The sequence below is a fragment of the Mesorhizobium sp. WSM4842 genome, from assembly GCF_055901575.1.
In genome coordinates this window covers 6,814,134-6,836,606 of the sequence record NZ_CM148372.1, presented here as the reverse complement: position 1 = coordinate 6,836,606, position 22,473 = coordinate 6,814,134, and the positions used below count along the sequence as shown (strand labels likewise).

General features: G+C 58.0%; 12 protein-coding genes and 6 pseudogenes. 9 read left to right on the top strand and 9 right to left on the bottom strand.

Annotation, left to right across the window (positions count from 1 at the left end; all coding sequences use genetic code 11):
* Positions 1–137: 137 nt before the first annotated feature.
* The 9 genes and pseudogenes from AC0NIE_RS33065 to AC0NIE_RS33025 form a co-directional block, all read right to left on the bottom strand.
* A pseudogene (locus AC0NIE_RS33065) lies at positions 138–484 on the bottom strand (transposase); the annotation flags it as partial.
* Between the two features lie 98 nt (positions 485–582).
* Positions 583–939 carry an FAD-dependent oxidoreductase gene (locus AC0NIE_RS33060; protein WP_473489546.1) on the bottom strand — a complete coding sequence of 119 codons (357 nt, stop codon included), beginning with the start codon at positions 937–939 and terminating at the stop codon, positions 583–585.
* Between the two features lie 332 nt (positions 940–1,271).
* On the bottom strand, positions 1,272–2,057 hold the full coding sequence (locus AC0NIE_RS33055; protein ID WP_474047337.1) for a M20 metallopeptidase family protein: 786 nt from the start codon (positions 2,055–2,057) through the stop codon (positions 1,272–1,274).
* Between the two features lie 110 nt (positions 2,058–2,167).
* Positions 2,168–2,413: pseudogene (locus AC0NIE_RS33050) on the bottom strand (M20 metallopeptidase family protein); the annotation flags it as partial.
* Between the two features lie 40 nt (positions 2,414–2,453).
* Positions 2,454–3,632, bottom strand: a complete 1,179-nt coding sequence (locus AC0NIE_RS33045) for a M24 family metallopeptidase (RefSeq protein ID WP_473489547.1) — start codon at positions 3,630–3,632, stop codon at positions 2,454–2,456.
* A 250-nt stretch (positions 3,633–3,882) separates the two neighbouring features.
* Positions 3,883–4,374 carry a GlxA family transcriptional regulator gene (locus AC0NIE_RS33040; RefSeq protein WP_473489569.1) on the bottom strand — a complete coding sequence of 164 codons (492 nt, stop codon included), beginning with the start codon at positions 4,372–4,374 and terminating at the stop codon, positions 3,883–3,885.
* Positions 4,375–4,413: 39 nt separating this feature from the next.
* Positions 4,414–4,902: pseudogene (locus AC0NIE_RS33035) on the bottom strand (AraC family transcriptional regulator); the annotation flags it as partial.
* A 320-nt stretch (positions 4,903–5,222) separates the two neighbouring features.
* Positions 5,223–6,625: pseudogene (locus tag AC0NIE_RS33030) on the bottom strand (aminotransferase).
* 12 nt (positions 6,626–6,637) lie between these two features.
* A pseudogene (locus AC0NIE_RS33025) lies at positions 6,638–8,112 on the bottom strand (NAD-dependent succinate-semialdehyde dehydrogenase).
* Positions 8,113–9,778: 1,666 nt separating this feature from the next.
* Between AC0NIE_RS33025 and AC0NIE_RS33020 the strand changes: the two are divergent.
* The 9 genes and pseudogenes from AC0NIE_RS33020 to AC0NIE_RS32980 all read left to right on the top strand — a co-directional run bounded on the left by AC0NIE_RS33020 (position 9,779) and on the right by AC0NIE_RS32980 (position 22,121).
* Entirely contained in the window at positions 9,779–12,253 is a 2,475-nt protein-coding gene (locus AC0NIE_RS33020; RefSeq protein ID WP_473489548.1) for a GcvT family protein, read from the top strand.
* 265 nt (positions 12,254–12,518) lie between these two features.
* Positions 12,519–12,813: pseudogene (locus AC0NIE_RS33015) on the top strand (adenine nucleotide alpha hydrolase family protein); the annotation flags it as partial.
* Between the two features lie 516 nt (positions 12,814–13,329).
* Positions 13,330–14,763 carry a M20 family metallopeptidase gene (locus tag AC0NIE_RS33010; protein ID WP_473489549.1) on the top strand — a complete coding sequence of 478 codons (1,434 nt, stop codon included), beginning with the start codon at positions 13,330–13,332 and terminating at the stop codon, positions 14,761–14,763.
* Between the two features lie 377 nt (positions 14,764–15,140).
* Positions 15,141–16,748 (top strand): ABC transporter substrate-binding protein, encoded by a 1,608-nt coding sequence (locus AC0NIE_RS33005; protein ID WP_473489550.1) that lies wholly within the window; start codon positions 15,141–15,143, stop codon positions 16,746–16,748.
* Complete coding sequence (locus AC0NIE_RS33000; RefSeq protein WP_473489551.1) at positions 16,748–17,689, top strand: ABC transporter permease; 942 nt, start codon at positions 16,748–16,750, stop codon at positions 17,687–17,689. The genes AC0NIE_RS33005 and AC0NIE_RS33000 overlap by 1 nt, the downstream gene beginning before the upstream one ends.
* A 1-nt stretch (position 17,690) precedes the next feature.
* Positions 17,691–18,572: an ABC transporter permease gene (locus tag AC0NIE_RS32995; protein WP_473489552.1), complete on the top strand. Its 882-nt coding sequence runs from the start codon at positions 17,691–17,693 to the stop codon at positions 18,570–18,572.
* Position 18,573: 1 nt separating this feature from the next.
* On the top strand, positions 18,574–19,581 hold the full coding sequence (locus AC0NIE_RS32990) for an ABC transporter ATP-binding protein (protein WP_473489553.1): 1,008 nt from the start codon (positions 18,574–18,576) through the stop codon (positions 19,579–19,581).
* Positions 19,578–20,591, top strand: coding sequence for an ABC transporter ATP-binding protein (locus tag AC0NIE_RS32985; RefSeq protein ID WP_473489554.1), 1,014 nt, complete (start codon positions 19,578–19,580; stop codon positions 20,589–20,591). The genes AC0NIE_RS32990 and AC0NIE_RS32985 overlap by 4 nt, the downstream gene beginning before the upstream one ends.
* A 114-nt stretch (positions 20,592–20,705) precedes the next feature.
* Positions 20,706–22,121: a CapA family protein gene (locus AC0NIE_RS32980; protein WP_473489555.1), complete on the top strand. Its 1,416-nt coding sequence runs from the start codon at positions 20,706–20,708 to the stop codon at positions 22,119–22,121.
* Positions 22,122–22,473: the final 352 nt, after the last annotated feature.

Genomic DNA, 22,473 nt, shown 5'->3' with positions numbered 1-22,473 from the left:
CATCCCCTTCTTTGGAAACAAGAAGAGGAGTTTGCACGATCCGTCAGACCGCCGGTGATTATGCCGACCCCATCGCAGCGATCACCGCCTCCGAAGCCGACATCCACCCCCAAGGTCGGCATAATCCGGACATCGGCATAATGGACGCGGCAGCGCTGCCAGGTGGCCGACAGCACCTTGGTGACGGCGGCTTTGAGACCTTCATGAGCATCGGAGACGACAAGCTTCACGCCACGGAGGCCACGCCGCGTCAGCTTGCGCAGGAACTCCGTCCCGTGCCCGCCCGCGTCTCCCAGTCCCGGTCCCGGTTGCCATTGCGCTGGACGGTTCGCAGCGGCGACTTCTCGCCATAAGCGGCGCCGGTGGCCGCGCCCACCTCCATCTCCATCAGCCGCTCGGCGGCAAAGCCGATCATCTCACGCAGGAGATCGGCATCAGCTGTTTTCTCCACGAGCGTCCGCAGGTTCATCGTGTCGTCGGTCATCGGTGGTCCTTCCAGTCAGGAGTTGGCTTCGACAACCAGACTCTACCGGAAAGCGCCGATGACCACCGCGCTACCCAGCTATACCACGTCTTGGGACGTCACCGCCGCTCCGCTCGAGCAAATCCTCGTGCATAACCGAGTGGCTGGATGGTTCCGGCGCGCAAATCAAGAAGTGATCCGGAATAGGCCCTCGTACCAATGCGCGCCGCTGTCTCTTGTGCGTTGAGGAGTTTCACGGGTGCGCCCCGTTTGCGCCACTGCCGCTCGCGTTCCCGGAGCTCATTTAGTCCCGTGTCGCCGACCGCGCAATGAAGCGTGCCGTTCCTCACAGGCTGGCAGTCGACGACGTGCTTGTCGATCAGAGACCAGACCTCGGCAGGCCCGTCGCTGAGAAGTTGCAAGACCTGTTCACCGAAAGGTGCGCCCAAACTTGATTTCACATCGTCGGGCTTCATCCATAGGCCGAGGCGCCAAAGCCGATTTCCACCGCCTCCAGGACCCTGACCTTCACACCAGCTTGCGCCAGGTGCAATGCCGTCGACAGGCCCCGTGTATCCGCCGCCAACTACGGCTACATCTTGCTTATGGGCGTACCTGAGAACGCTTGACTGCGGGGGCGTCTGGTGCGCCGTGCTCCCAAAGCCCATGGGAACGACTGTTACTCAGCATCTTCGTCCTTTCCAACTCTCACCCATAGAGGTCGCCCTTGGCGGCAAAAGGCAATTGGGTTAGTTTTCGGCGGCGGCAAATTCATGCATTCTCAGAGAGACGAAGGGGGCGTCGAACACTAGGTCAGCCGCATCAAGAAATTTCGGGCAGAGTCACAGAGGACGACAGCCCCTATCGACAGCGCCTGTTCATCGACCCGAAATCGCGGATGGTGAAGCGGATAGACCGCTCCAAGTTCCTCGTTGCGGATTCCCAGGCGGAAATAGACCGAGGGGCATTTCTCGCTGTAGAAGGCAAAATCATCGGCAGCGGTCCAGCCCGGCGCACTCAGCATGTTGTCCTGCCCCAGCAGGTCGGCAACGGTTCGGCGGATAATCTCGACCATGTCAGGGCCGTTGATAACCGGTGGTTCGCCGCGCCTCAAGTCCACCTCGGCATTAGCGTTGTGGATTGAAGCCACGCCTTCGACGATTTGACGTAGCCTCTTCCACGCATGCTGGCGGGTTGCTTCATGCCCGCTGCGGATCGTGCCTTTCAGCCTTACCTCGGCGGCGATGACGTTGTAGGCGCCACCGCCTTCGATGCCGGTGACGGAGACGACCAGCGGATCATACGGATCGATCTCGCGCGACACGATCTTCTGCAACTCCGTCACCATCGAGCAGGCGACGGCGATGGCGTCGACGCCTTCGGACGGTTTTGCGGCATGCGCGGAATTCCCGGTGACGCCAATGTCGAAAATATCGCAGGCAAGCGTGTACGGACCCGCGCCGACCGCGATCTTTCCGGTCTCGGTATAGGGGTCGACATGGATGCCGATCGCCGCGTCGATATCGTCCAGCAGCCCTTCCTCGACGACCCGGCGGCCACCGAGCGGGTCCGCCTCCTCAGCGGGCTGGAAGATGATACGGACGGCGCCGCTGAACGACTGCTTCTGGCGCTCCAGGAGAACGCCGGCGCGTAACCCATCGGGGCGTGGGCGTCATGGCCGCAGGCATGCATGACGCCCGGACGCTTCGAGCTGAACGGTACGCCCGGGGCTTCCGTGATCGGCAGCGCGTCGATGTCGGCCCTGATGACGATCTTGCGGTTCGAAGGACCGGCCGTGCCGACGACGTCAACGGCGAGACCGAAGCCCGCGACTGGCCTGATGCCGCTCAATCCAGCTTCTTCGAGCACCGCTTTCAGATAGGCCTGCGTCTCGCGCTCGTCGTTCGAGAGCTCCGGGTTGCGGTGGAGGTGGCGGCGGATTTCGATCATCCGGCGCTCCAACGCGGCATCCATCAATCCATTGCCGATTTCAGCGTTTGACATGGATCTCTCGCGGGAAGCTAGTCAGCGTCTCGCAGCCACTGGCGGTGACGAGGATCGTTTCGCTCACTTCGATCCCCCAGCCGTCCATCCACATGCCGAGGATGGAGTGTAGGACATTGCCGGGCTTCAGGATCGTCTTGTCACCCCGGCGCAGGCTGATCGTGTGTTCGCCCCAGTCCGGCGGATAGGCGGCGCCGATCGAATAGCCGATGCGGGATTCCTTCTTCAGCCCGTAGCGCTGGATGACGTTGCGCCAGCTTGCCTCGACCTCTTCCGCGAGAACGCCAGGCTTGATTGTTGCGAGGACAGCCTCCATGCCTTCGAGCACGGCCTTTCCGGTGTCGCTGACCTTGACGGGCATGGCGCCGAGCTGAAGCGTGCGCGCCAGACCGGCGGCATAGCGGCGCACAACCCCGGCGAGTTCCAGCGCGACGGTTTCGTTGTCGCCGAACCGGCGGTCGCTCCACATGATATGCGGCGCCGACGCATTCTCACCCCCCAAGATAGTCGGCGGCAGGGCAGTAATGTCGCCGGCGAAATCCGGCGAGCCCGCTATTTGTGCCGCCTGGATTCTGGCGATGGCGTCGCACTCGCGCACGCCCGGCGCAATAACCTCGTAGGCCGCCGTAACCGCCGCCTCGGCAAGGCGCGCGGCCTTGCGAAGATAGCCGATCTCGGCATCCGACTTGACGCTGCGTATCCAATTGACCAGGAGGTCGGCGTCGTGGAAGGCCGCGTTGGGCAGGCCGGCGGTCAGGCGGGCATGCGCCTTCGGCGAATAGTAGTAGGCATCGAGCTCGATGCCGATGTTGCCACGCCCCCAGCCCTTCTTCTCGATCCATGCGGCGATCCAGTCCATCGGATGGCGGTCGGGGCGCTGGACATGATCTTCCGGGAAACCGACGACGTTCTCCGGCTTCATCCATGCGGTCAGTAGCCCGCCTGCCGCATCCATCGCGCGCCCGATCCAGACCGGCTCCTCGTCGCCAAGCGGCACCAGAACCACCTGCGGTGTATAGAACGACCAGCCGTCGTAGCCGGTGATGTAGTGTTGGTTGGCAACGTCGTTGACGATCAGAAGATCGAGGCCACGGCGCGCCATCTCCGCGCGGATGGCAAGAAGCCGGCTTTGGTATTCGCTAAGCGCAAAAGGCAATTGAGTCATATCGGATCATCCTCCTCTAATCGCGTCCGAGTGTCTTCACCTAGCGCAAGTGGTAGTAAGCGGGCTGGGCCGCCCCGTTTGCAAGGGACAGTCGACAAAAGTTGATCGAAGCCAGGCCGCTTCGAACACCTTCCCCGAACTGGCTGAGACCATTCAGGGCCATACCCCATCTCTGAGAACAACACGGCGCTCATGCTAGTGGCAGTTAGGCATTCTTTCGTTACTTAGCCTCCGATCGATTTGCCGGGTTCTATTTTCCTCCGGCCGGTTCGATCGCTTTTTTTTTTCGTTGGTAGACTGGTAATCGTGATTGATGCGGAGCGCATCCATAGGCATCGCGGTACGCTTTTGAGAAATGCGATGCGGAGACAAAGCCGCAAGCCATCGCGATTTCAAGGACCGGCAGGCGCGAGCTGACGAGTAGCAGGTGCGCACGTTCCAGACGAAGGTCCAAATAGTAGCGGCTCGGAGAGCATCCCAGTTCCCGCCTAAACAGCCGCTCGATTTGACGGCGGGATAGGCCGGCTGAACCGACAAGTTCGTCCAATAGCAATGGCTCCGTGAGATTTGCCTCCATCTCCTCGATGACCTTGATGACCGCCTGATGGTTTAATTGCACTCGAGAATGAAGAGGTAGACGTTGGCGGTCACCCGCTGAACGGGTCCTGTACGCGATGGCTTTTTCGCAAATACGATTGGCGACTATCGTCCCATGATGGCGGTCGACCAAATCCAGAAACATGTCGAAGGGGGCGTCCCCCCCGGCGCAAGTGTATAGGTCTCCGTCCCGCTCGAAGGCGGTTTGAGTTGCTACCACACGTGGGAACCGCTCAGAGAATATCGGAAATTGCTCCCAGTGAACCGCGCAACGCCGCCCTTCGGCAAGCCCCGCCCGAGCAAGTACAATCGTACCGCTACATATTCCTACGAGGCTGCCGCGGCGGTTGCGACACTCTCGTAGCCAGGCATCAAGCTGTTTGTGAGGACTTGGAGCATTGCGGCCGCCGACGACCACGACAGCCGGTGCTGAGATTGATCGACGAATTCGTTCACGTTCGAACGACAACGAAGAATCCGCGCAGACCGACAACTTGCAACCCGAGGCTGCAGGTTGCCCGTCGTCCGAAATCACCTGCCAGCTATATACGTCCCGCCCCAACACTTCGTTGGCGAGCCTCAGGGCTTCTACTGCTGACGAGAAGGCCTGGAGCGAAAAGGCCGGCACGAGGTAAAAGCAAAAATTTCGGCATGTGGACTGTAAGTCTAGCATCACGGGGGTGCCCTTTCTCCTGCCTTGATCGCTCATGCTTCCAGCGGCGATGCCAAAACTGCGCGACCCACTTGCTTCGTTGGAGACCAACCCCGCCACGCAACACGAAGTGTCTAAGCCTATCGAACCCATATATTCAGCAGCACCCTTGGCGCGATCCCAGCGCGGTCTAAGACCGATGCTCTCCTACTTAGTCTCGTTCGACATACCCGCTCGCGTACCCACCGGTGACCCGATCGGTAGACCCGGCAGCCGGCACTTGTCGAAGATTGGCAGACTTCCACGGCGTTCTGAGACCGCAGGTTCGGCTGCCGTCCGCCTTATATGTTAAGCCCGTTTCGTGTGAGCTCATCCATAACGGAGTGCACTGCACTCTCAGCGATGCCAACGATTTCTTCAACTTCAGCCTTGGTTGTCACCAGGGGCGGAGCGAAGCCCAGAATGTCGCCATGCGGCATGGCGCGAGCGATAAGACCACGCTCACGCGCTGCCTTGGAAATTAGTGCACCAACCTTGAGCGCGGGATCGAAACGCTTTTTCTTGTCGCGATCGGTCACGAACTCGATTGCGCCCATAAGGCCGATGCCGCGCACTTCGCCGACGATCGGCAACTGCGCAAATTTCTCCTTCAGCAGCGCTTGGAAGAACGCACCGACCTCGCGAGCGTTACCGGAAGGTCTTCTTTTTCGACGATGTCGAGCACCGCGTTGGCTGCGGCAGCCCCAACCGGATGACCTGAATAGGTGTAACCGTGCGAGAATGCGCCGACCTTGTCCGCCCCGTCCTCCAGGACCTTGTAGACCTTCTCGCCGACAATTGCCGCGGAAAGTGGGAAATAGGCGGAAGTCAGACCCTTTGCGATCGTAATGAGGTCTGGCTCGATACCGTAGTGCTGCGAGCCGAACATGGAGCCAGTGCGGCCAAAGCCGGTCATAACTTCATCCGCAATGAGGAGCACATCGTGCTTTTGGAGCACGGCCTGGATTGCTTTCCTGTAGCCTTCCGGCGGAGGTGTGATACCGCCGGTGCCGAGCACCGGCTCGCCGATGAAGGCGCCTACATTATCCGGGCCGAGGCGTTCGATCAGTTGATCGAGCTCGGCGGCGCGGCGGGCTGAGAACTCGCGTTCGGTTTCACCTGGGTTAGCGCCCCAGTAGTGATGCGGAACACCAGTGTGAACGATCTGCGGGAGTGGCAGGTCCATGTGGTCATGGTAGAAGCTCATGCCCGTCATCGAGCCGGAGACGACGCTGCAACCGTGATAGCCCCGCTCACGCGAGATGATCTTCTTCTTGTTCGGCTTGCCACGCAGATTGTTATAGTACCAGACAAGCTTGGCTTGGGTCTCGTTGGCGTCCGAGCCGGACATGCCGTAGAACACTTTGCTCATCTTGCCCGGCGCCATCTTCACCAGGCGATCGGAGAGGATCGCGAGCTCGTCCGTCGTGTGCGCCGCATACGAATGATAGTAAGCTAGGCGATAGGCCTGACGCGAGATTGCTTCTGCCACTTCGGTGCGGCCATAGCCGACGTTGACGCAGTAGAGACCCGCAAAACCATCGATCCATTTGTTTCCATGCGCGTCTTGAATTTGGATCCCCTTTCCGGTCTCGACGATTGTCGGGTCGCCCGGCTTGCCGGTGGCAAAGTCCTTCAACTGCGTGAAAGGATGCAGCACAGCGTTTATATCCTTCTCGCTGATATCCTTGATGTTTATAGTCATGGCGCTTTCCTTTCAGGCCGTGATATTGCCGATGCACACGTATTTGGGTTCGAGATATTCAGCGAGGCCATGTCTTGAGCCCTCGCGACCGAGGCCAGATTGCTTCCATCCCCCGAAGGGTATGGGAGCACCGGTAAATTTCGGGGTGTTGACAGCGACCATGCCGTACTCCAACTGATTGGTCAGCCGCAGGGCGCGGTTCAGATCTCTTGTGTAAACGTAAGCCGCGAGACCCATTTCCGAGTTGTTGGCTCTGGCGAGCACGTCCGCCTCTTCGTCGAAAACCAAGATTGCCGCCACGGGACCGAAAGTTTCTTCCTTAGCAATCAGCATGTCGTCCGTGACGTCTGCGAGAACAGTTGGGTTGACGAAATTGCCCCCGAGCGGACTGTCCTGGCCGCCAACAACGATGCGGGCCCCAGCACAAAGCGCTTGGGACACCTGTTGCCTGCACTTTTCGGCGCCGGATGGTTTGGTCATTGGGCCAATATCGACACCAGGCTCCAATCCGTGCCCAACTTTCAGTCTACTGGTGGCCTTCGCGAATTCTTCCACAAAGCGCTGATAGCTTCCCCGCTGGACATAGATCCTATTGGCTGCCAGGCAGTCCTGACCGGATGTGGCAAATTTGGCTGCCATGCATCCAGCCACGGCAGTCTCCAACGGTGCATCATCGAAAATGATAAAAGGAGCATTGCCGCCAAGCTCAAGTGAAACCTTTTTCAGGGTTTTTGCGGACTGCTCGAGCAGGATCCGACCGACCTCCGTCGAGCCCGTGAAGGAGAATGCCCGCACATCGCTATGATCCAACAGCCGTTTTGTAAGCGGAGGAGCCTCTCCCGTGATCACTTGAAACACGCCGGTGGGGACTCCTGCGTCCTCAGCAAGACGGGCAAGCGCCAGAGCTGAAAAGGGCGTTTCCGGGGCGGGCTTGACAATCTGCAGCCGGCAGCGAGCGCGGCTCCTGCCTTCCTGGTGATCATCGCGGACGGAAAGTTCCAAGGGGTTATGGCGACCGTCACTCCGACCGGCTGCATCTGCACAGAGAGTCGGCTGCCCGTAAGATGGCTCGGGATGGTCTCGCCATACGCTCGTTCGCCCTCCGCTGCAAACCAGTCAAGAAAGCTAGCGGCATATGAAATCTCACCGCGCGCCTCGGTCAATGGTTTGCCTTGCTCGGCGCTCATGATGACCGCGAGGTCTTCCGCGTTCTCGCGCATACCCGCGGCCCATTTCCGCAGGCATGCACCCCGTTCGGAAGGAATAACATCGCGCCATTGTTGAAATGCGCTTCTCGCGACATTGACGGCAGTGTCCACATCGGAAATCTCACAGGCTGCTACCTGAGCCAGTTCCTCGCCAGTAGCTGGATCTACCACCGAGATTGCTTCAATCTTGGTGAGCCAAGCGCCATTCACATAGGCGCGTTTTTGCATAAGGTCTTGCCGTTTGAGCCTTTTTAAAGCGGCAATTGCTAAACCTTTCATCTGTAACTCCAAATCGAGTCTCATTTCCGTCAAACTAGCTTTGCAACTGCGGTGATTGGCAGCGCGATGTAGCGCTGCCAGGCCGTTCTCCTGCGATTAATGCCGTTCTGTTGAGTTTTTCTCTGTCTGATCTCTGCCTGCTTGCGAGAAGTCCGATTACGGAAAGAGGACATTTCTGCAATGGCCGACGACGGTGACGCATTAAGACTCGAGACGCGGCGTAGCGGGTAGGCCTTGTCGACCACGCGTAGCGTGCCTCTTGCGGAGATGTGACAGCACTTAATTATGCCGTACACGCAGACAAGTTATTGACAGTTGATCTTGGCGCTTCGATAACGCTAAGAGCGTCTCGTTTGAAAGAACCATTAGATGAGCTGACACGTTATGTAAAAGATCTGCAGTTTAGCCATCGTCGCGATGGTTTGATAATTTGACTCGGACAACCTCCATACTCACACCAGTCCAAATCCTTTTGCCAGATGTGTCTTTGTGGTCGCATTCAGGCGTGCCATCTTGTGAAGGAACACAAATGGGCATGGAAAAATCTTGGCTCACGACACGAAGGTGGTGAACCTGTCGAAGATAGGGTAGTCAAGCTGCGAGGATTGAAGTTCCGCCAGATATAGTCGCCATTGAGGTTGATGTAGTGATATCTGTGCGGGGCGATATGCCACCGCCTCGCAATGCCGCGCTCGGCCATCATCTCCTCAAGATCGGGCAGGTTCACAATAAGCCCCAGGTATCAGCGCACGCAGAGTGGGATCACAGACTGGCGTCCCTGAACGTCGCAACCCTCCGAAAATGTCGAAGTTCCTTGGTGCAGGCTCCAAACCAACCTCCCGCGCAGAATCATCGCGGCAGTGTCCCTCGTCTTCATCCTCCGCGAAACATGGGTTAAGTGGGCGCTTACGTTCCTTGCCATTTCGCCGGTCATTAGAAAGTTGCAACAACGACTCTCTCTGCGCCCGGAAAGTGCCGTGGGACGAGGTGCTTGGAGGCATGATCCCGCCGTCGCTCAATCGGACTGCACTCGGTGGATATTTCAGCGCCACTGACAGCTTTCCTAATACGAATTGAGCGACCCATATCGGCATCTTCACGGGGCATCGACAATCTTCAGCAAAATATCAATGTGCGAAGATGGATACGAGGCGCCCAAGCCTATCAGAATGGCCATAGGTTCGGAATGCTAACACCCGCGATCATCATCAGACGGGGCTTTATCGCTTATCGGACAGCACGGCAGTGCTTGTGCCGTACGAGCCGGTATGTCTTCCGCAGGCCAGCCGCCGCAAACGATGTGTAGGTCTAGCTTCCGGCAAGCAAGTCTTCGTGTTGTGCCCCGTTAACGCAGGATTACTGCTCGCAACCAAGCCACATTGGTTAATCGCGGATTCTAGATGAGATATTATCTTTTTCGGACACGAGCTTTCTGCCCGACAAAAACTTAACCATCCGCTGGAGGCGGAATTATGTGCGGTTCATGAAGCAGCATGAGTTAGGCGCTAGGGGAGCGCGCGACGTCGCACGAGAGGCTTAATCAGCAGCAGGGGAACCCGCGTCCAACGGGTCTCGCACTTCATGTTTCGTGTGATTACGAAGCATTTCCGCGCCAACACAAACTTGGGCTTGAGCTGAAGCGATCTGCCCGCACCAAGGAAATAACATGATTTCAAATTCACCCGTCCGTCCTCGAGAAGTACCGGTGCGAGTTCACGACGTCGTTATCCTCGGGGGAGGGATCGCTGGAACGAGCCTTGCCTATCACCTTTCCAGGCTCGGGAAGAAGGATGTCGTGATCCTAGAGCGGCATACGCTTACATCCGGGACAACCTGGCATGCTGCGGGCTTGATCATGCAGACACGAGGCACACATGCTCTGACTGAAATCGCGAAATACAATGCGGAACTGTATGCCTCGCTTGAGGCAGAGACCGGCCAAGCCACGGGATTTAAGCAGAACGGCACGCTTGGAGTGGCTCGAACCAAAGATCGTCTCTATGAAACTGCACGCAACGCCTCGGTCGCAAAAAGCTTCGGTCTGGAAGCCCATATGATTTCGCCGCGTGAGGCGAAGGAGCTTTATCCGGCAATCGATTCTTCTGTCATTGAGGGTGCCGTCTTCATCCCAAAGGATGGCCAAACGAGCCCGATCGACACGTGCATGTCTTTGGCTGCCGGCGCAAAAAAGAACGGGGCTAAAATTCTTGAGAAAACTGAAGTAACCGACCTTTGGAGGACGCCGGGTGGGACGTATCAAGTTCGCACGAACCACGGGGTTATCGAAGCCGAGGTTCTGGTTCTGGCGTGTGGCCTTTGGACACGAGATCTTGCAGCGAAATTGGGCGTGCGCGTGCCCCTCTATGCTGCTGAGCATTTTTACACAGTGACCGAGCCTATGGACTTCGTGAAGCCGACGCTACCAGTCCTGCGCGATACTGACGGACACGTGTACATCAAGGAAGACGCTGGCAAACTGTTGGTAGGTGCATTCGAGCCTTGGGGCAAGGCGCTTCCTATGGACAAGCTTCCGAAGGAATCGGCCTTTATTGAGCTTTGGGAAGACTGGGAACATTTCGAGTTGCCGATGACCAAGGCAACCGAGATTATACCGGCATTGCAAAATGCTGGCATTGCTAAGTTTTTCAATGGCCCGGAAAGCTTCACGCCAGATCTCCTCTTCATGATCGGTGAAGTGCCCGGCATGAAAAATCTGTTTGTGTCGGCGGGTTACAATTCCGAAGGTATCGAATTTGGTGCTGGAGCGGGCCGCGCGTTGGCCGAGTGGATCGTGGCGGGCGCGCCTCAGATGGATGTCAGCTTTGTCGATGTTGCACGTTACCACCCGTTCCAGATCAATTTGAGATATTTGCGTGACCGGATACCAGAAGTATTGGGATTGCATTACGAGATTCATTGGCCTTGGCACCAACCCGAGACTTCGCGGGGGGTCCGCAAAAGCGCTCTTCATGATCGATGGGCAAAACTCGGTGCCAGCTTCGGCGAAGGGATGGGATGGGAACGACCGATGTGGTTTGCAGCCGAAGGCGACTCCACTGAAAATGTCTATTCCTACGCGGAACCGAATTGGTTCAAAAATACCAAACTTGAATGCGAGGCCGCACGGTCGGACGCTGTGCTGTTCGACCAAAGCTCGTTCGGCAAACACCTTGTCCAAGGTCGTGATGCCTGCACGTTCCTTCAAAGGCTCTGCGCGGGCAATGTGGACGTACCGGTCGGCAAGCTCGTGTATACGCATATGCTGAACGAAAAAGGTGGAATTGAAACCGACATCACGGTGAACCGTCTGTCGGACACTCAGTTTCTGATTATCTCCTCGGCGACGGTCCACCCGCGCGACAAGGCATGGATTACGTGGCATATTACAGATGATTTGAACGTTACTCTCACCGACGTCACATCTGCTTACGCCGTGCTGTCTCTGCAGGGACCTAAGTCGCGGGATATCCTTAGCAAGGTAACCGACGCCGATTTGTCTAACGAAGCCTTCCCGTTTGCCACCAGCCAGGAAATCGACGTGGGCTATGCCCGGGTCATCGCCAACCGTTTGACCTACATAGGGGAGCTCGGTTGGGAGCTTCATATTCCGTCTGAGATGGTGCAGCATGTGTTCGACGTGCTGTGGGAGGCTGGAAATGAACACAAGCTGAAACCGGCCGGATATCACGCACTTGAACATCTGCGTTCCGAACGCGCGTATCGAGAATACGAACTGGATTTGACACCGGTTGATACCTTGCTCGAAGCAGGTTTGGCGTTCACGATCGACTGGAACAAGGCAGGTGGTTTCATCGGAAAAGAAGCAACTGCAGCGCAAAAGGCATCGATGCCTCTCAAGAAGCGGCTGGTGTCTTTCAAGCTGCGTGATCCCGTACCTGTTCTCTTTCGCGAGGAGCTTATACGACTCAACGGCGAGATCGTTGGCTTTATCTCTTCGGGAGTAAAAAGCTTCACGCTTGGGACTTCGATTGGACTAGGCTATGTCAACCATCCCGATGGTGTGACCAAAGATATGATCGAGAACAGTCAATGGCAGATCGAAATTGCCGGGCAGCTCTATGACGCCGATGCGTCGTTGCAAGCCTTCTTTGATCCCTTTGGCGAGCGCCTAAGAAGGTAGGTTGAAAACTTCGTCCTTTGCATCTGATCCTCACGTCATAGAGGAGGTCATCGCTGTAGCAGGCATAACTATCAGGATGTTGCTGACCGCTTGGTCGGAGTGTGTTTGATCAAGTGAAACATGTGCCACAGCGCGCCCAAGAGCACCACCCATTGACGTCCATGAATAGCTAGAAAACTCTAACGGTAAGTCTAGGCCAGATTGTAGTGAATGATGGTGCTCGTCCCTGCGAAGCGTATCGTGCAACGCGAAGATCCGCGTTGGTATGGGCATCGAGCTTGCCAACGTCAAGATGGCGGACATCGCCGGAAGAGGCGATCCGGCTGAAGGAAACCGCGAGGCGAAAGAGATCATCATCATCGGCTCGAATCGGCAAGATGCTGGCGCAGGAAGCACTGCGCACCGCGTTCGCCACGGGCGCTGACCGTGACATCCTGGTCAAGGCCGATGAACAGACCGAGCCGCTGGGCGTCGCCAAGGTGCTGAAGGGTGTCGTCGACAATGGGAAACCCGGCCTTGTCATCCTCCGCAAGGAGGGGATCGAAGACCCATCCAACCAGTGCTCGAAGGCGACAAGGAAGGGGACGCGCGAGGTCGCCATCGCCTGATCGGCAACGAGCTCGCCGCCGGCCATCTGCTTGCGCCAGGCATAGAGCCTGTGACAGAGCTACGCCGAACGCTTCCGCGACCTCCATCACCGACGCGACGAGCCCGCCGTACTCGCCAGGTCGACCAACGCGCGCTTCTCGGTGCAACTCCACAGCCTTCCTTGCCGCACGCGCCCGGGTACCGTTGCAAGATCTTAGGCCCGCCGTGGCATCGCTTAACATAGCGATCATATCGCCCCTCGCATGTTGCAATGTCCCGGCGCGAGAACTCCATGTTCATCGGCCTATTGCAAGGTGCCTTGGCGCATCGCTATTCGACTCCCTCCCCCTTCCGTCTAATTTCTGCGCAAAGGCGCTCTCCGTTGCAGAAATTCACTGGCAACTGGACGAACCCGCCGCAAAGCGAGCGCAAGGATGGGTTATAGTCGCAAAAGGCTGAAAGAGATCCCAGAAGCAACGGATGTTAGAATGTTGAAAAATTCAAAACCTGTCTGGCAGCAAGTTGAGGATCAGAAGGGTAGATTTCATGAGCTAAGTGACAGGATTTGGGACAACCCCGAGCTGAACTATCAGGAATTCTTTGCCGCCGCTGAGCATTGCCGCGGGCTTGCCTCCGAGGGATTTGTGGTGACGGAAGGATTGGCGAATATCCCGACGGCGATCATGGGCGAGGCGGGCAATGGCGGACCCGTAATAGCAATACTTGGCGAATACGACGCATTGCCGGGATTAAGCCAAGAGGCGGGTCTGGCAGAGGAGCGGCCTGTTCTAGCGGGCGGCTGTGGACACGGTTGCGGCCATAACATACTTGGCTCGGCATCCCTCTTGGCCGCCGTGGCGGTGAAGAACTGGCTCATCCAAGCCGGGTTGCCAGGGCGAGTCCGGTATTACGGCTGTCCAGCCGAAGAAAGCGGATCTGGAAAGAGCTTTTTGGTCCGTGCTGGTGTGTTTGACGATGTCGACGTGGCAATTAGTTGGCACCCCAATGTTTTCACAGGTGTCATCGCTGCCGCTTCGCTCGCATGCGTGGAGATGGAATTCACTTTTCATGGCCGTGCAGCGCATGCTGCATCAGCGCCGCATCAAGGACGAAGCGCGCTCGACGCCGTTGAACTTATGAGCGTAGGCGTGAACTATATGCGGGAGCACATGCCTCCGTCGGCTCGAGTCCATTACGCTCTCATCGACGGTGGTGGTATCGCGCCAAATGTGGTGCAGCCGCGTGCCGTTGTTCGCCATCTTGTTCGTGCGCGCAACCTGGAGGAAATGTGGGGCCTAGTAAAACGAGTGAAGAAAATTGCCGAGGGCGCGGCCCTAATGACTGAGACTACGGTAAACGTAAAACAGCTTGCTGGCGAGGCGAACTTAGTCGGCAATCCACCGTTAGAAGAATCGATGCAGGCGAATCTTGAGCAGCTAGGAGGCCCCGGCTTTGACAGCAATGACAAACAGTTCGCCGCAAAAATTCAACAATCGCTGACTTCAGACGAAATCCGTTGGGATTATCGCAATTATGGGCTGCCGGTTAGATCAGAACCTCTGAGCGAGCAAATCTATCATCTGGATCCCTCTCGCGTGGATTCGGGCTCCACCGACGTAGGCACTGTGAGCTGGGTAGTCCCGACAGTGCAGTGCGACGTCGCGTGTTTTGCTGTGGGAACGCCCTTCCATGCGTGGCAGTTAGTCGCTCAAGGTAAATCGCCGGCCGCGCACAAGGGACTCACGCTTGCTGCAAAGGCCATGGCGGGGGTTGCTTACGATGTCCTATCAAATCCGGCGCTTGTGTCGGCGGCCAAGGACGCATTCAAGCGATTTCGCGATGAAAACCCCTTCATCAATCCGGTCGGGGTAGATGCGGAACCGCCTCTCGAAATGGCGTGCAAGAAGCCGGGACTAAACTGAATGTATGTAGCGTCGGCACACCAGACTTAGTCCGGCTCTCGCTCACCAAGGCGCAACAAGGTAGGATTTGATTGACACGACCAGGCGACTCTAGAGCCGCAATTGCAGAGATTCTCCGCAACTGACGCAAGAGCTGACGTTCTCTGCGCGTGGATGCGAGAGATCGCGGAAAAACTGAGGAGAGCCTGTACTAAAAACAATGGCCCAATTGAGAGGCATTAGAATATTGCGGACCAGGATCTGCAGCCGCCCATGTCGGGATGGTTGCGAGAATGGATCCGAAGCTTTCGTGGCGACAGCAAGGGTTCAGCCTCTCGGAGTTCTAGCAACTAGGCTGGCGTCATCCGCGCGACTGGTTCAAAAAAGGGGAATTGGAGATGACAATCTCTCGGCGTGATCTCATTAAAACAGGTGTGGCTGCCGGAGCGGCTTTTTCGATGCCGTCGGTCCTGCGGGGTCAGACGTCACCGACTGCCGAGCGGACGGTCCGCATGGCGAAAGGCGGTGCGCTCCGCGTGTTCGACCCAATCTGGACAGCGGATTACGTCACCGCGGACTTTGGCCTAGCGATTTATGACACGCTGTTTGCGTTGGATTCCAAGTTAATGCCGCAGCCGCAAATGGTAGGGAAATGGGACGTTTCCGACGATCGGAAGACTTATACGTTCATGCTTCGGGATGGTCTTAGCTGGCACGATGGTACCTCCGTTACCGCGGCAGACTGTGTGGCCTCCATTCGTCGCTGGGCTCAGGTCAATCCCGGCGGACAACTGCTCATGAAGCGCGTCAAGGCCATCTCTAAGAAGGACGACAAGACTTTCACGGTCGTGTTAAGCGAACCACTGGGGTTTTTGATCGATATTCTTGCCAGCGTTGCGACGCCGTGCCTCTTCATCATGCGTGAGAAGGATGCCAACCATGCCGCAACTGAACAGGTGACAGCGACTGTCGGGTCGGGGCCGTTCAAATTCAATGACTCTCTTGCGAAGCCTGGTGCGAGCTTCACCTTTGATCGCAACGAACAATACGTCGCGCGCAAAGAGGCCTCTGACGGACTTGCCGGCGGCAAGATCGTCAAGGTCGATCGTGTGATCTGGGACAACATCGCCGATCAACAGACTGCTTTGACAGCTTTGCAAGCAGGTGAGCTCGATTTCCTTCAGGTTCCGCCGACCGATCTTTACCCCGTGATCGAAACGGATCCGACTCTTGAGCTCCAAGTTCTAGATAAATCCGGATCCGTCGTGTATCTGCGCTTGAACTTTCTGCACAAGCCGTTTGACAGCGTAAAGGCGCGCCGGGCGATGCTTCACCTGGTCGATCAAGAGGCTATGATGCGCGCTGCATACGGCGACCCGAAATACTTTCGTCCCGTCACTTCGATATTTGGAACCGGAATTTATTCCAACGAGGAGAATACCGAGTGGTTCAAGAAGAGAGGAGATCCGGAAAAGGCGAAGCAACTGTTCAAGGAGGCCGGATATGCTGGCGAGCCGGTCGTCATCTTGCAGGCAACCGACTGGGCGGAGGGCAGCAATGCTTCACAGTGGCTGGCGGCCGAGCTGCGCAAGATAGGAGTTAATGCCGAGCTTGCTCCGAGTGACTGGGGCGGGCTTGTCGCGCGTCGGGCGAACAAGGGTCCGGTGGAGGACGGTGGCTGGAGCATCTTTATCACGAGCGATTCGGATTACACTTTGAGTGATCCGCTCAGCAATGTCACCCTAGCCGCGAACGGCGACGAGGCCTGGTATGGCTGGCCGAAGAACGACAAATACGAGGCCCTCCGGGCGAAATGGGCGGAAGTAGACACACTTGAAGAGCGCAGGGCATTGGCCCGCAAGATGCAACGAGTATATTGGGACTTCGTGGGGATGGTTCTGGTCGGTCAAATAGTCTCCCCGATCGCGCGCCGCAAATCGCTCACCGGGCTTATCGGTACGCCGGTGCTTATCCCGATGTGGAACATGCAGAAAGCTCCAGCCTAATGGCAGCATATGTCCTTCGCAGATTGGTTTCGGCCGTCGCCGTCATGGCGATGGTCGGCATCTTCGTGTTTCTGCTTCTCAGGCTGGCGCCGGGCGATCCGGCAGCGATTATCGCCGGCAAGGCGGCTACCGCCGAAATGATCGCTGGCATACGCGAGAGGCTTGGGCTCAGCGATCCTATGCCAGTTCAGTTCCTGCGTTGGGTGCGCGACATGCTCGGTGGCGATTTCGGCACCTCGATATTTGCCGGACGACCGGTTCTCGAGCTGATCTCCCAGCGGCTTGAACCGACCTTATCGCTATCGGTGCTAACAATGGTCCTTTCGGTGGCGGCCGGGGTCTCCTTCGGCATCCTTGCCGCTTGGCGAACTGGTGGGCTAGTCGACCGCCTCCTCGCGGCATTTTCGGCACTTGGTTATTCCGTCCCGGTTTTCGTTATCGGCTATTTTCTAGTATACTTATTCGCTATCAAGACACGTTGGCTGCCCGTCCAGGGGTATGTACCCATCGAGGGTGGCCCGGGGCCATGGTTCGTGCATATGCTGCTGCCCACCGTGGCTCTCAGTCTCGGATACATTGGATTCATCGCCCGGGTGACTCGGGCGAGCATGCTCGAGGTCCTGTCAGAAGACTATATGCGCACCGCCGCCGCCAAGGGTGCTTCGTCCTATGCCATGCTATTACATCATGCCCTGAAGAATGCTGGCGTCCCGATCCTGACCGTCATCGGCCTAAGCTTTGCCTGGCTTATTGGCGGAGTCGTGCTTACGGAAACCGTCTTTAACATTCCCGGCATCGGTCGTCTGGTCGTGGATGCGATAAACAACCGGGACTATCCGATCATTCAGAGCGTGCTCATCCTGACATCGGGTTCATACGTGCTCATCAACCTGGCGGTCGATCTGGCCTACACCGTGGTCGATCCGCGTATCCGGTACTGATATGACGATTTTCTCGGCACCAGTTGAATACGTTCCGTCAGGGCGTGTGCGATTTTCTAACCTTCCCCGTCTGGCAAGGCGGCATCCATTGGTCATGATAGGCGGCAGCCTGTTGGGGCTTCTGATCATCCTGGCGCTTGCCGCGCCGCTTTACGCCGGCGATCCGGGGAACATGGATCCGTTCAAGCGCCTGCAGTCGCCTTCCGCCGACATGTGGTTTGGGAGCGACAATCTGGGGCGGGACGTATTTGCGCGGACGATCTTCGGCGCCCGCATCTCCCTCCTGGTCGGGCTGCTGTCGGCGGCGAGCGCGGGCGTGGTCGGGCTCGTGATCGGTGTCATCACCGGTTATAGCCGCAGCTTCGATAATTTCGTCATGCGGATCATGGACGGTCTAATGTCGATCCCGACGATTTTGCTCGCCATGGCGCTCATTTCTCTGACAGGTCCCGGGATCGGCATCCTCATCGTCGCCATTGCGATCCCCGAGACTCCAGCCGTCGCGCGGCTGGTTCGTTCGGTAGTTCTCGGGGTTCGCGAGCGTCCCTATGTCGAGGCCGCGCTGTGCGGCGGGGCTCGCCTACCTAGGGTATTGTGGAGACATATCCTGCCGAGCACCGTTCCGACCCTCATGGTGCAGTGCGCCACCGTCTGCGCCAGCGCAATCCTGACGGAGGCGGGGCTGAGCTTCCTTGGCGTGGGCGTCCCGCCCGAGATCCCGAGCTGGGGCAACATGATCGCCAGTTCGCGGCTTTATCTCGCCATCGCGCCAATGACGATCTTTGCCCCTGGCATCTGCCTGGCCATCACCGTCCTTGCAGTCAACCTGCTCGGGGACGGCCTGCGCGACCTGTTCGATCCCCGCGCCAGGCAGAGGCGCTGACATGCAAATGCATCACTGGCTAGGGGACGACCTGCTGCTTGACGTGCGAGACCTGGAAACGCATTTCTTTGGCGAAGACAGCATTACCCGTGCGGTGGGTGGCATCAGCTTCAAGGTGAAGAAAGGCGAGACACTCGGCGTCGTCGGCGAATCCGGATGCGGGAAGAGTGTCACGGCGCTGTCGATCCTTCGCCTGCTGCCGAAGCGGGGCGCCAAGACGGTTGGCGGCGAGGTCCGTTTCCATGGTCACGACCTGCTCCAGCTGACCGATCGGGAGATGCGCAAAATCCGCGGCAACCGGATTGCCATGATCTTCCAGGAGCCGATGACGAGCCTGAACCCGGTCTATACGGTCGGGTATCAGATCGCCGAGGCGGTGCAGATCCACACCAAGGCTTCCGGCCCGGCGGCTATGAAGAAAGCAGAAGAGATGCTCAGTCTCGTTCGCATCGCGGATCCTGAGCGTCGCGTCAACAACTATCCCCATGAGATGTCGGGCGGCATGCGGCAGCGCGCCATGATCGCCATGGCTCTGGCCTGCTCGCCGGAACTGTTGATCGCCGACGAGCCTACGACGGCGCTCGACGTCACCATCCAGGCGCAGATCCTGCGGCTGATCGTCGATCTGAAGGAGCGCACTGGAACGGCCGTGATGTTCATCACGCATGACCTGGGCGTTGTTGCCGAGACCTGCCAGCGCGTGATCGTTATGTATGCCGGCCAGATCGTGGAACAGGCCAACGTCATCGATCTGTTTGAGCGTCCGGCGCATCCCTATACCCAGGGGCTCATGCGCTCGGTGCCTGACCGGCGGCGCGGCCGCCAGCGCCGCCTCGCGGAGATTCCCGGCATTGTGCCAAGCCTGCGCGAGCCCATCGTCGGCTGCAGCTTTGCGCCGCGCTGCCCGTTCGCGATCGACATTTGCCGCGACAAGACGCCCGCCCTGCGAGATGTCGGGTCGGAGCACGCCGCGGCGTGCTGGCGCGCCGAAGAGGTGATGGGTGCATGAACGGTCCTCTGCTGAAGATCGAGAAGCTGACCAAGCACTATCCGCTTAGCTCGGGCCTCTTCAAGAAAACCATTCCGGTGATCCGGGCGGTGGAGGATGTATCCTTCAGTGTCGAGGCCGGCGAGACGCTCTGCATCGTCGGCGAATCCGGCTGCGGCAAGTCGACTGTGGCGCGGCTACTGATGCGACTCGTCAAGCCGACGGGCGGGCGCGTATTTATCGACGGAACCGATATTGCTGGACTCAGGACCGACGCGCTTCGCGCCTGGCGCCGTCGCATGCAGATGGTCTTTCAGGATCCTTACTCCTCGCTGAACCCGCGCCTCACCGCCGGCCAGATCATCACCGAACCCGTCGAGAATTTTGAGCGCCTCGGCCGAAGCCAGAGCCAGGCGCTTGCGGCAGACCTTCTGCGAAAGGTCGGAATGTCGCCCGAGATGATGCACAGGCTTCCCTCCGAGCTGTCGGGCGGACAGCGCCAGCGGCTCGGCATCGCACGCGCCCTGGCGCTCAACCCCTCGCTCATCATCGCCGACGAAGCGGTGTCAGCGCTTGACGTATCCGTGCAGGCGCAGATCCTGAACCTGCTTCTGGATCTCCAGCAGCAGATGGGAATCGCCCTCATCTTCATCTCGCATGACCTTGGCGTCGTAGAGCATATCGGCCATCGCGTCGCGGTCATGTATCTCGGCCGGATCGTAGAGCTTGCGCCCTGCGAGGCGCTCTTCGCTAAGCCCGTCCATCCCTACACCGAGGCGCTGATCGCGGCAGCTCCGGTGCCGCATCCGAGGCGGGTTCGGCTCCACGTGCCCATCGAGGGCGAGGTGCCGAGCCCCATCAACCCGCCAAAGGGATGCGCGTTTCATCCGCGTTGCCCGCTCGCGGTCGAACGCTGCCGCGTCGAACTGCCACGTTTGACGCCGATGCCAGATGGGCGCGTCGTGGCATGTCATGTGCGTGCACCGGCAACCGAGAATCCAGGAAATCCGATTGTGGCGGCGATTTCTTAGCCCAGCAAGCGGCATAACAGAGATGCGCTCACCCAACCGGACATCTCGAGCGTAACCCGTAACTCCAACACTGACCATTTGTGAAGTTTCGCAACACAAGATAAGGAAGAATTCATGGAGCAACACTCTAATGAAATTGGTTCAAACTTGAGTCGGACAGGTGAGAACTATGACACTGTAGGTTCGATTGCAACAAACGTTGCAGATGGCTTCACGATTGTAGCAGTCGGTGACCTCATTCTTTCCAGACCGCTGACGAAATACCAACATCCAGGCTTTGATGCCATCGTCAAGATCCTGCGCGAAGCCGATGTAACCTTCGGCAATATGGAATCCCTCATATTCGATATCAGGTCATTTAAAGGTAGTCCGCAGGCTGAGCACGGCGGTTGCTATCACGTCAGCCTGCCAGAGGTCGGCCCTGATCTGAAGGCGATGGGATTCAATCTAGTGAGCCGAGCAAATAACCATACGCTTGATTGGGGCCTTGGAGGAATGCGCGAAACGAGTCGGGTACTCGACGAGAGCGGTATCGTCCATGCCGGTGTGGGGGAAAATCTGGCACAAGCCGGCGCCGCTCGCTTTCTGGAAACTCGACGCGGTCGCGTGGGATTGGTCTCGTTTGCTACAACGTTTGCGCCCATGTCTCGTGCCTGCGATCCCGCCGGCGAGGCGCCCGGCAGGCCAGGACTCAACCCCCTTCGTTTGGCGGAAAGCATCGTGGTCACGCCGGAGACGCTCGAAAACTTAAGGCAAGTGCGCGATGCACTGCCCGGTTATGAGTACGGCCATGGGGACCCAGCCCGAGTCGTGGTCGCCGGAGCAACGTTCAAGGCGGGCGATAAGGCCGGCTACAGCTACGAACCCGACCGGCGCGATGTCGCCGACATCCTGCGAAATGTTCGCCGGGGCAAGCAGTTCTCCGATTTCTGCATCGTCACCAACCACGGTCACGAGCCTAATTGGAGCCATAAAGTGAGCCAGGAACCGCCGGATTACGAGCAATCCTTTGCACGCAGAATGATCGACGCCGGAGCGGACGCATACATTGGTCACGGGCCGCATCTGCTGCGCGGTATCGAAATATACAGGGGCCGACCAATCTTTTATAGCCTTGCGAATTTCTTCTTCGATGCTCTTCGGACGCCCGCAGGGGCTGACATGTTCGCCGCCTATGGCAGGGACCCGGGGGTGGACACGGACGCCGACGTGACAGTCGACGAGGAAGCAAAAGGCTACCCCACAGCAGGTGAATTTATAAGCGCGGTCACTGGCCCGGCCTTCTACGAGAGTGTTATCGCCACCAGCCGCTTTGAGCACAATCAGCTTGCCGAAGTTCGGCTCTACCCCGTCGAGCTCGGTCGCTCGGAAAGGTTTGCAAACCGGGGTATCCCGCGTTTGGCCCCTGCTTCGCAAGCGACAGCCATTCTGCATCGTCTAGAGATGCTCTCGAGACCATTTGGCACCAAGATCGCCGTCGAGAACAGTGTTGGAGTCATAAGGCTGAAGCCCCCCGGCTCGGCACTATGACATGACTCGGGGGCGCGCTTCAGCAGCCTTGTCCAGAAAAGCTGCAACGCTTTAGATCGGTTGTTGGCGACATACCAGTGAGCGGATTATCATTGAGAGAGAGATACAAGTCGATGGTTGTCTAAACAGCGACCGGTGTTAGCCAACCTTCTGGTTTTGTTCCGGCTTTGATCTATACTACTCTAGCTGAACAATAAGCGAAGCACCCGCTGCGTTCGATTTCAATGTGCCGGGATTACAGGTGCGGGTCGTCGATCCAGAGGCCGTGAGTCAACGGGAGTTCTTGAGGCTCTATCAGGAAAGGGTAAGTGATGTTGACGATCCGTGTGACTGACCTTCGAGCCTCGAAGCC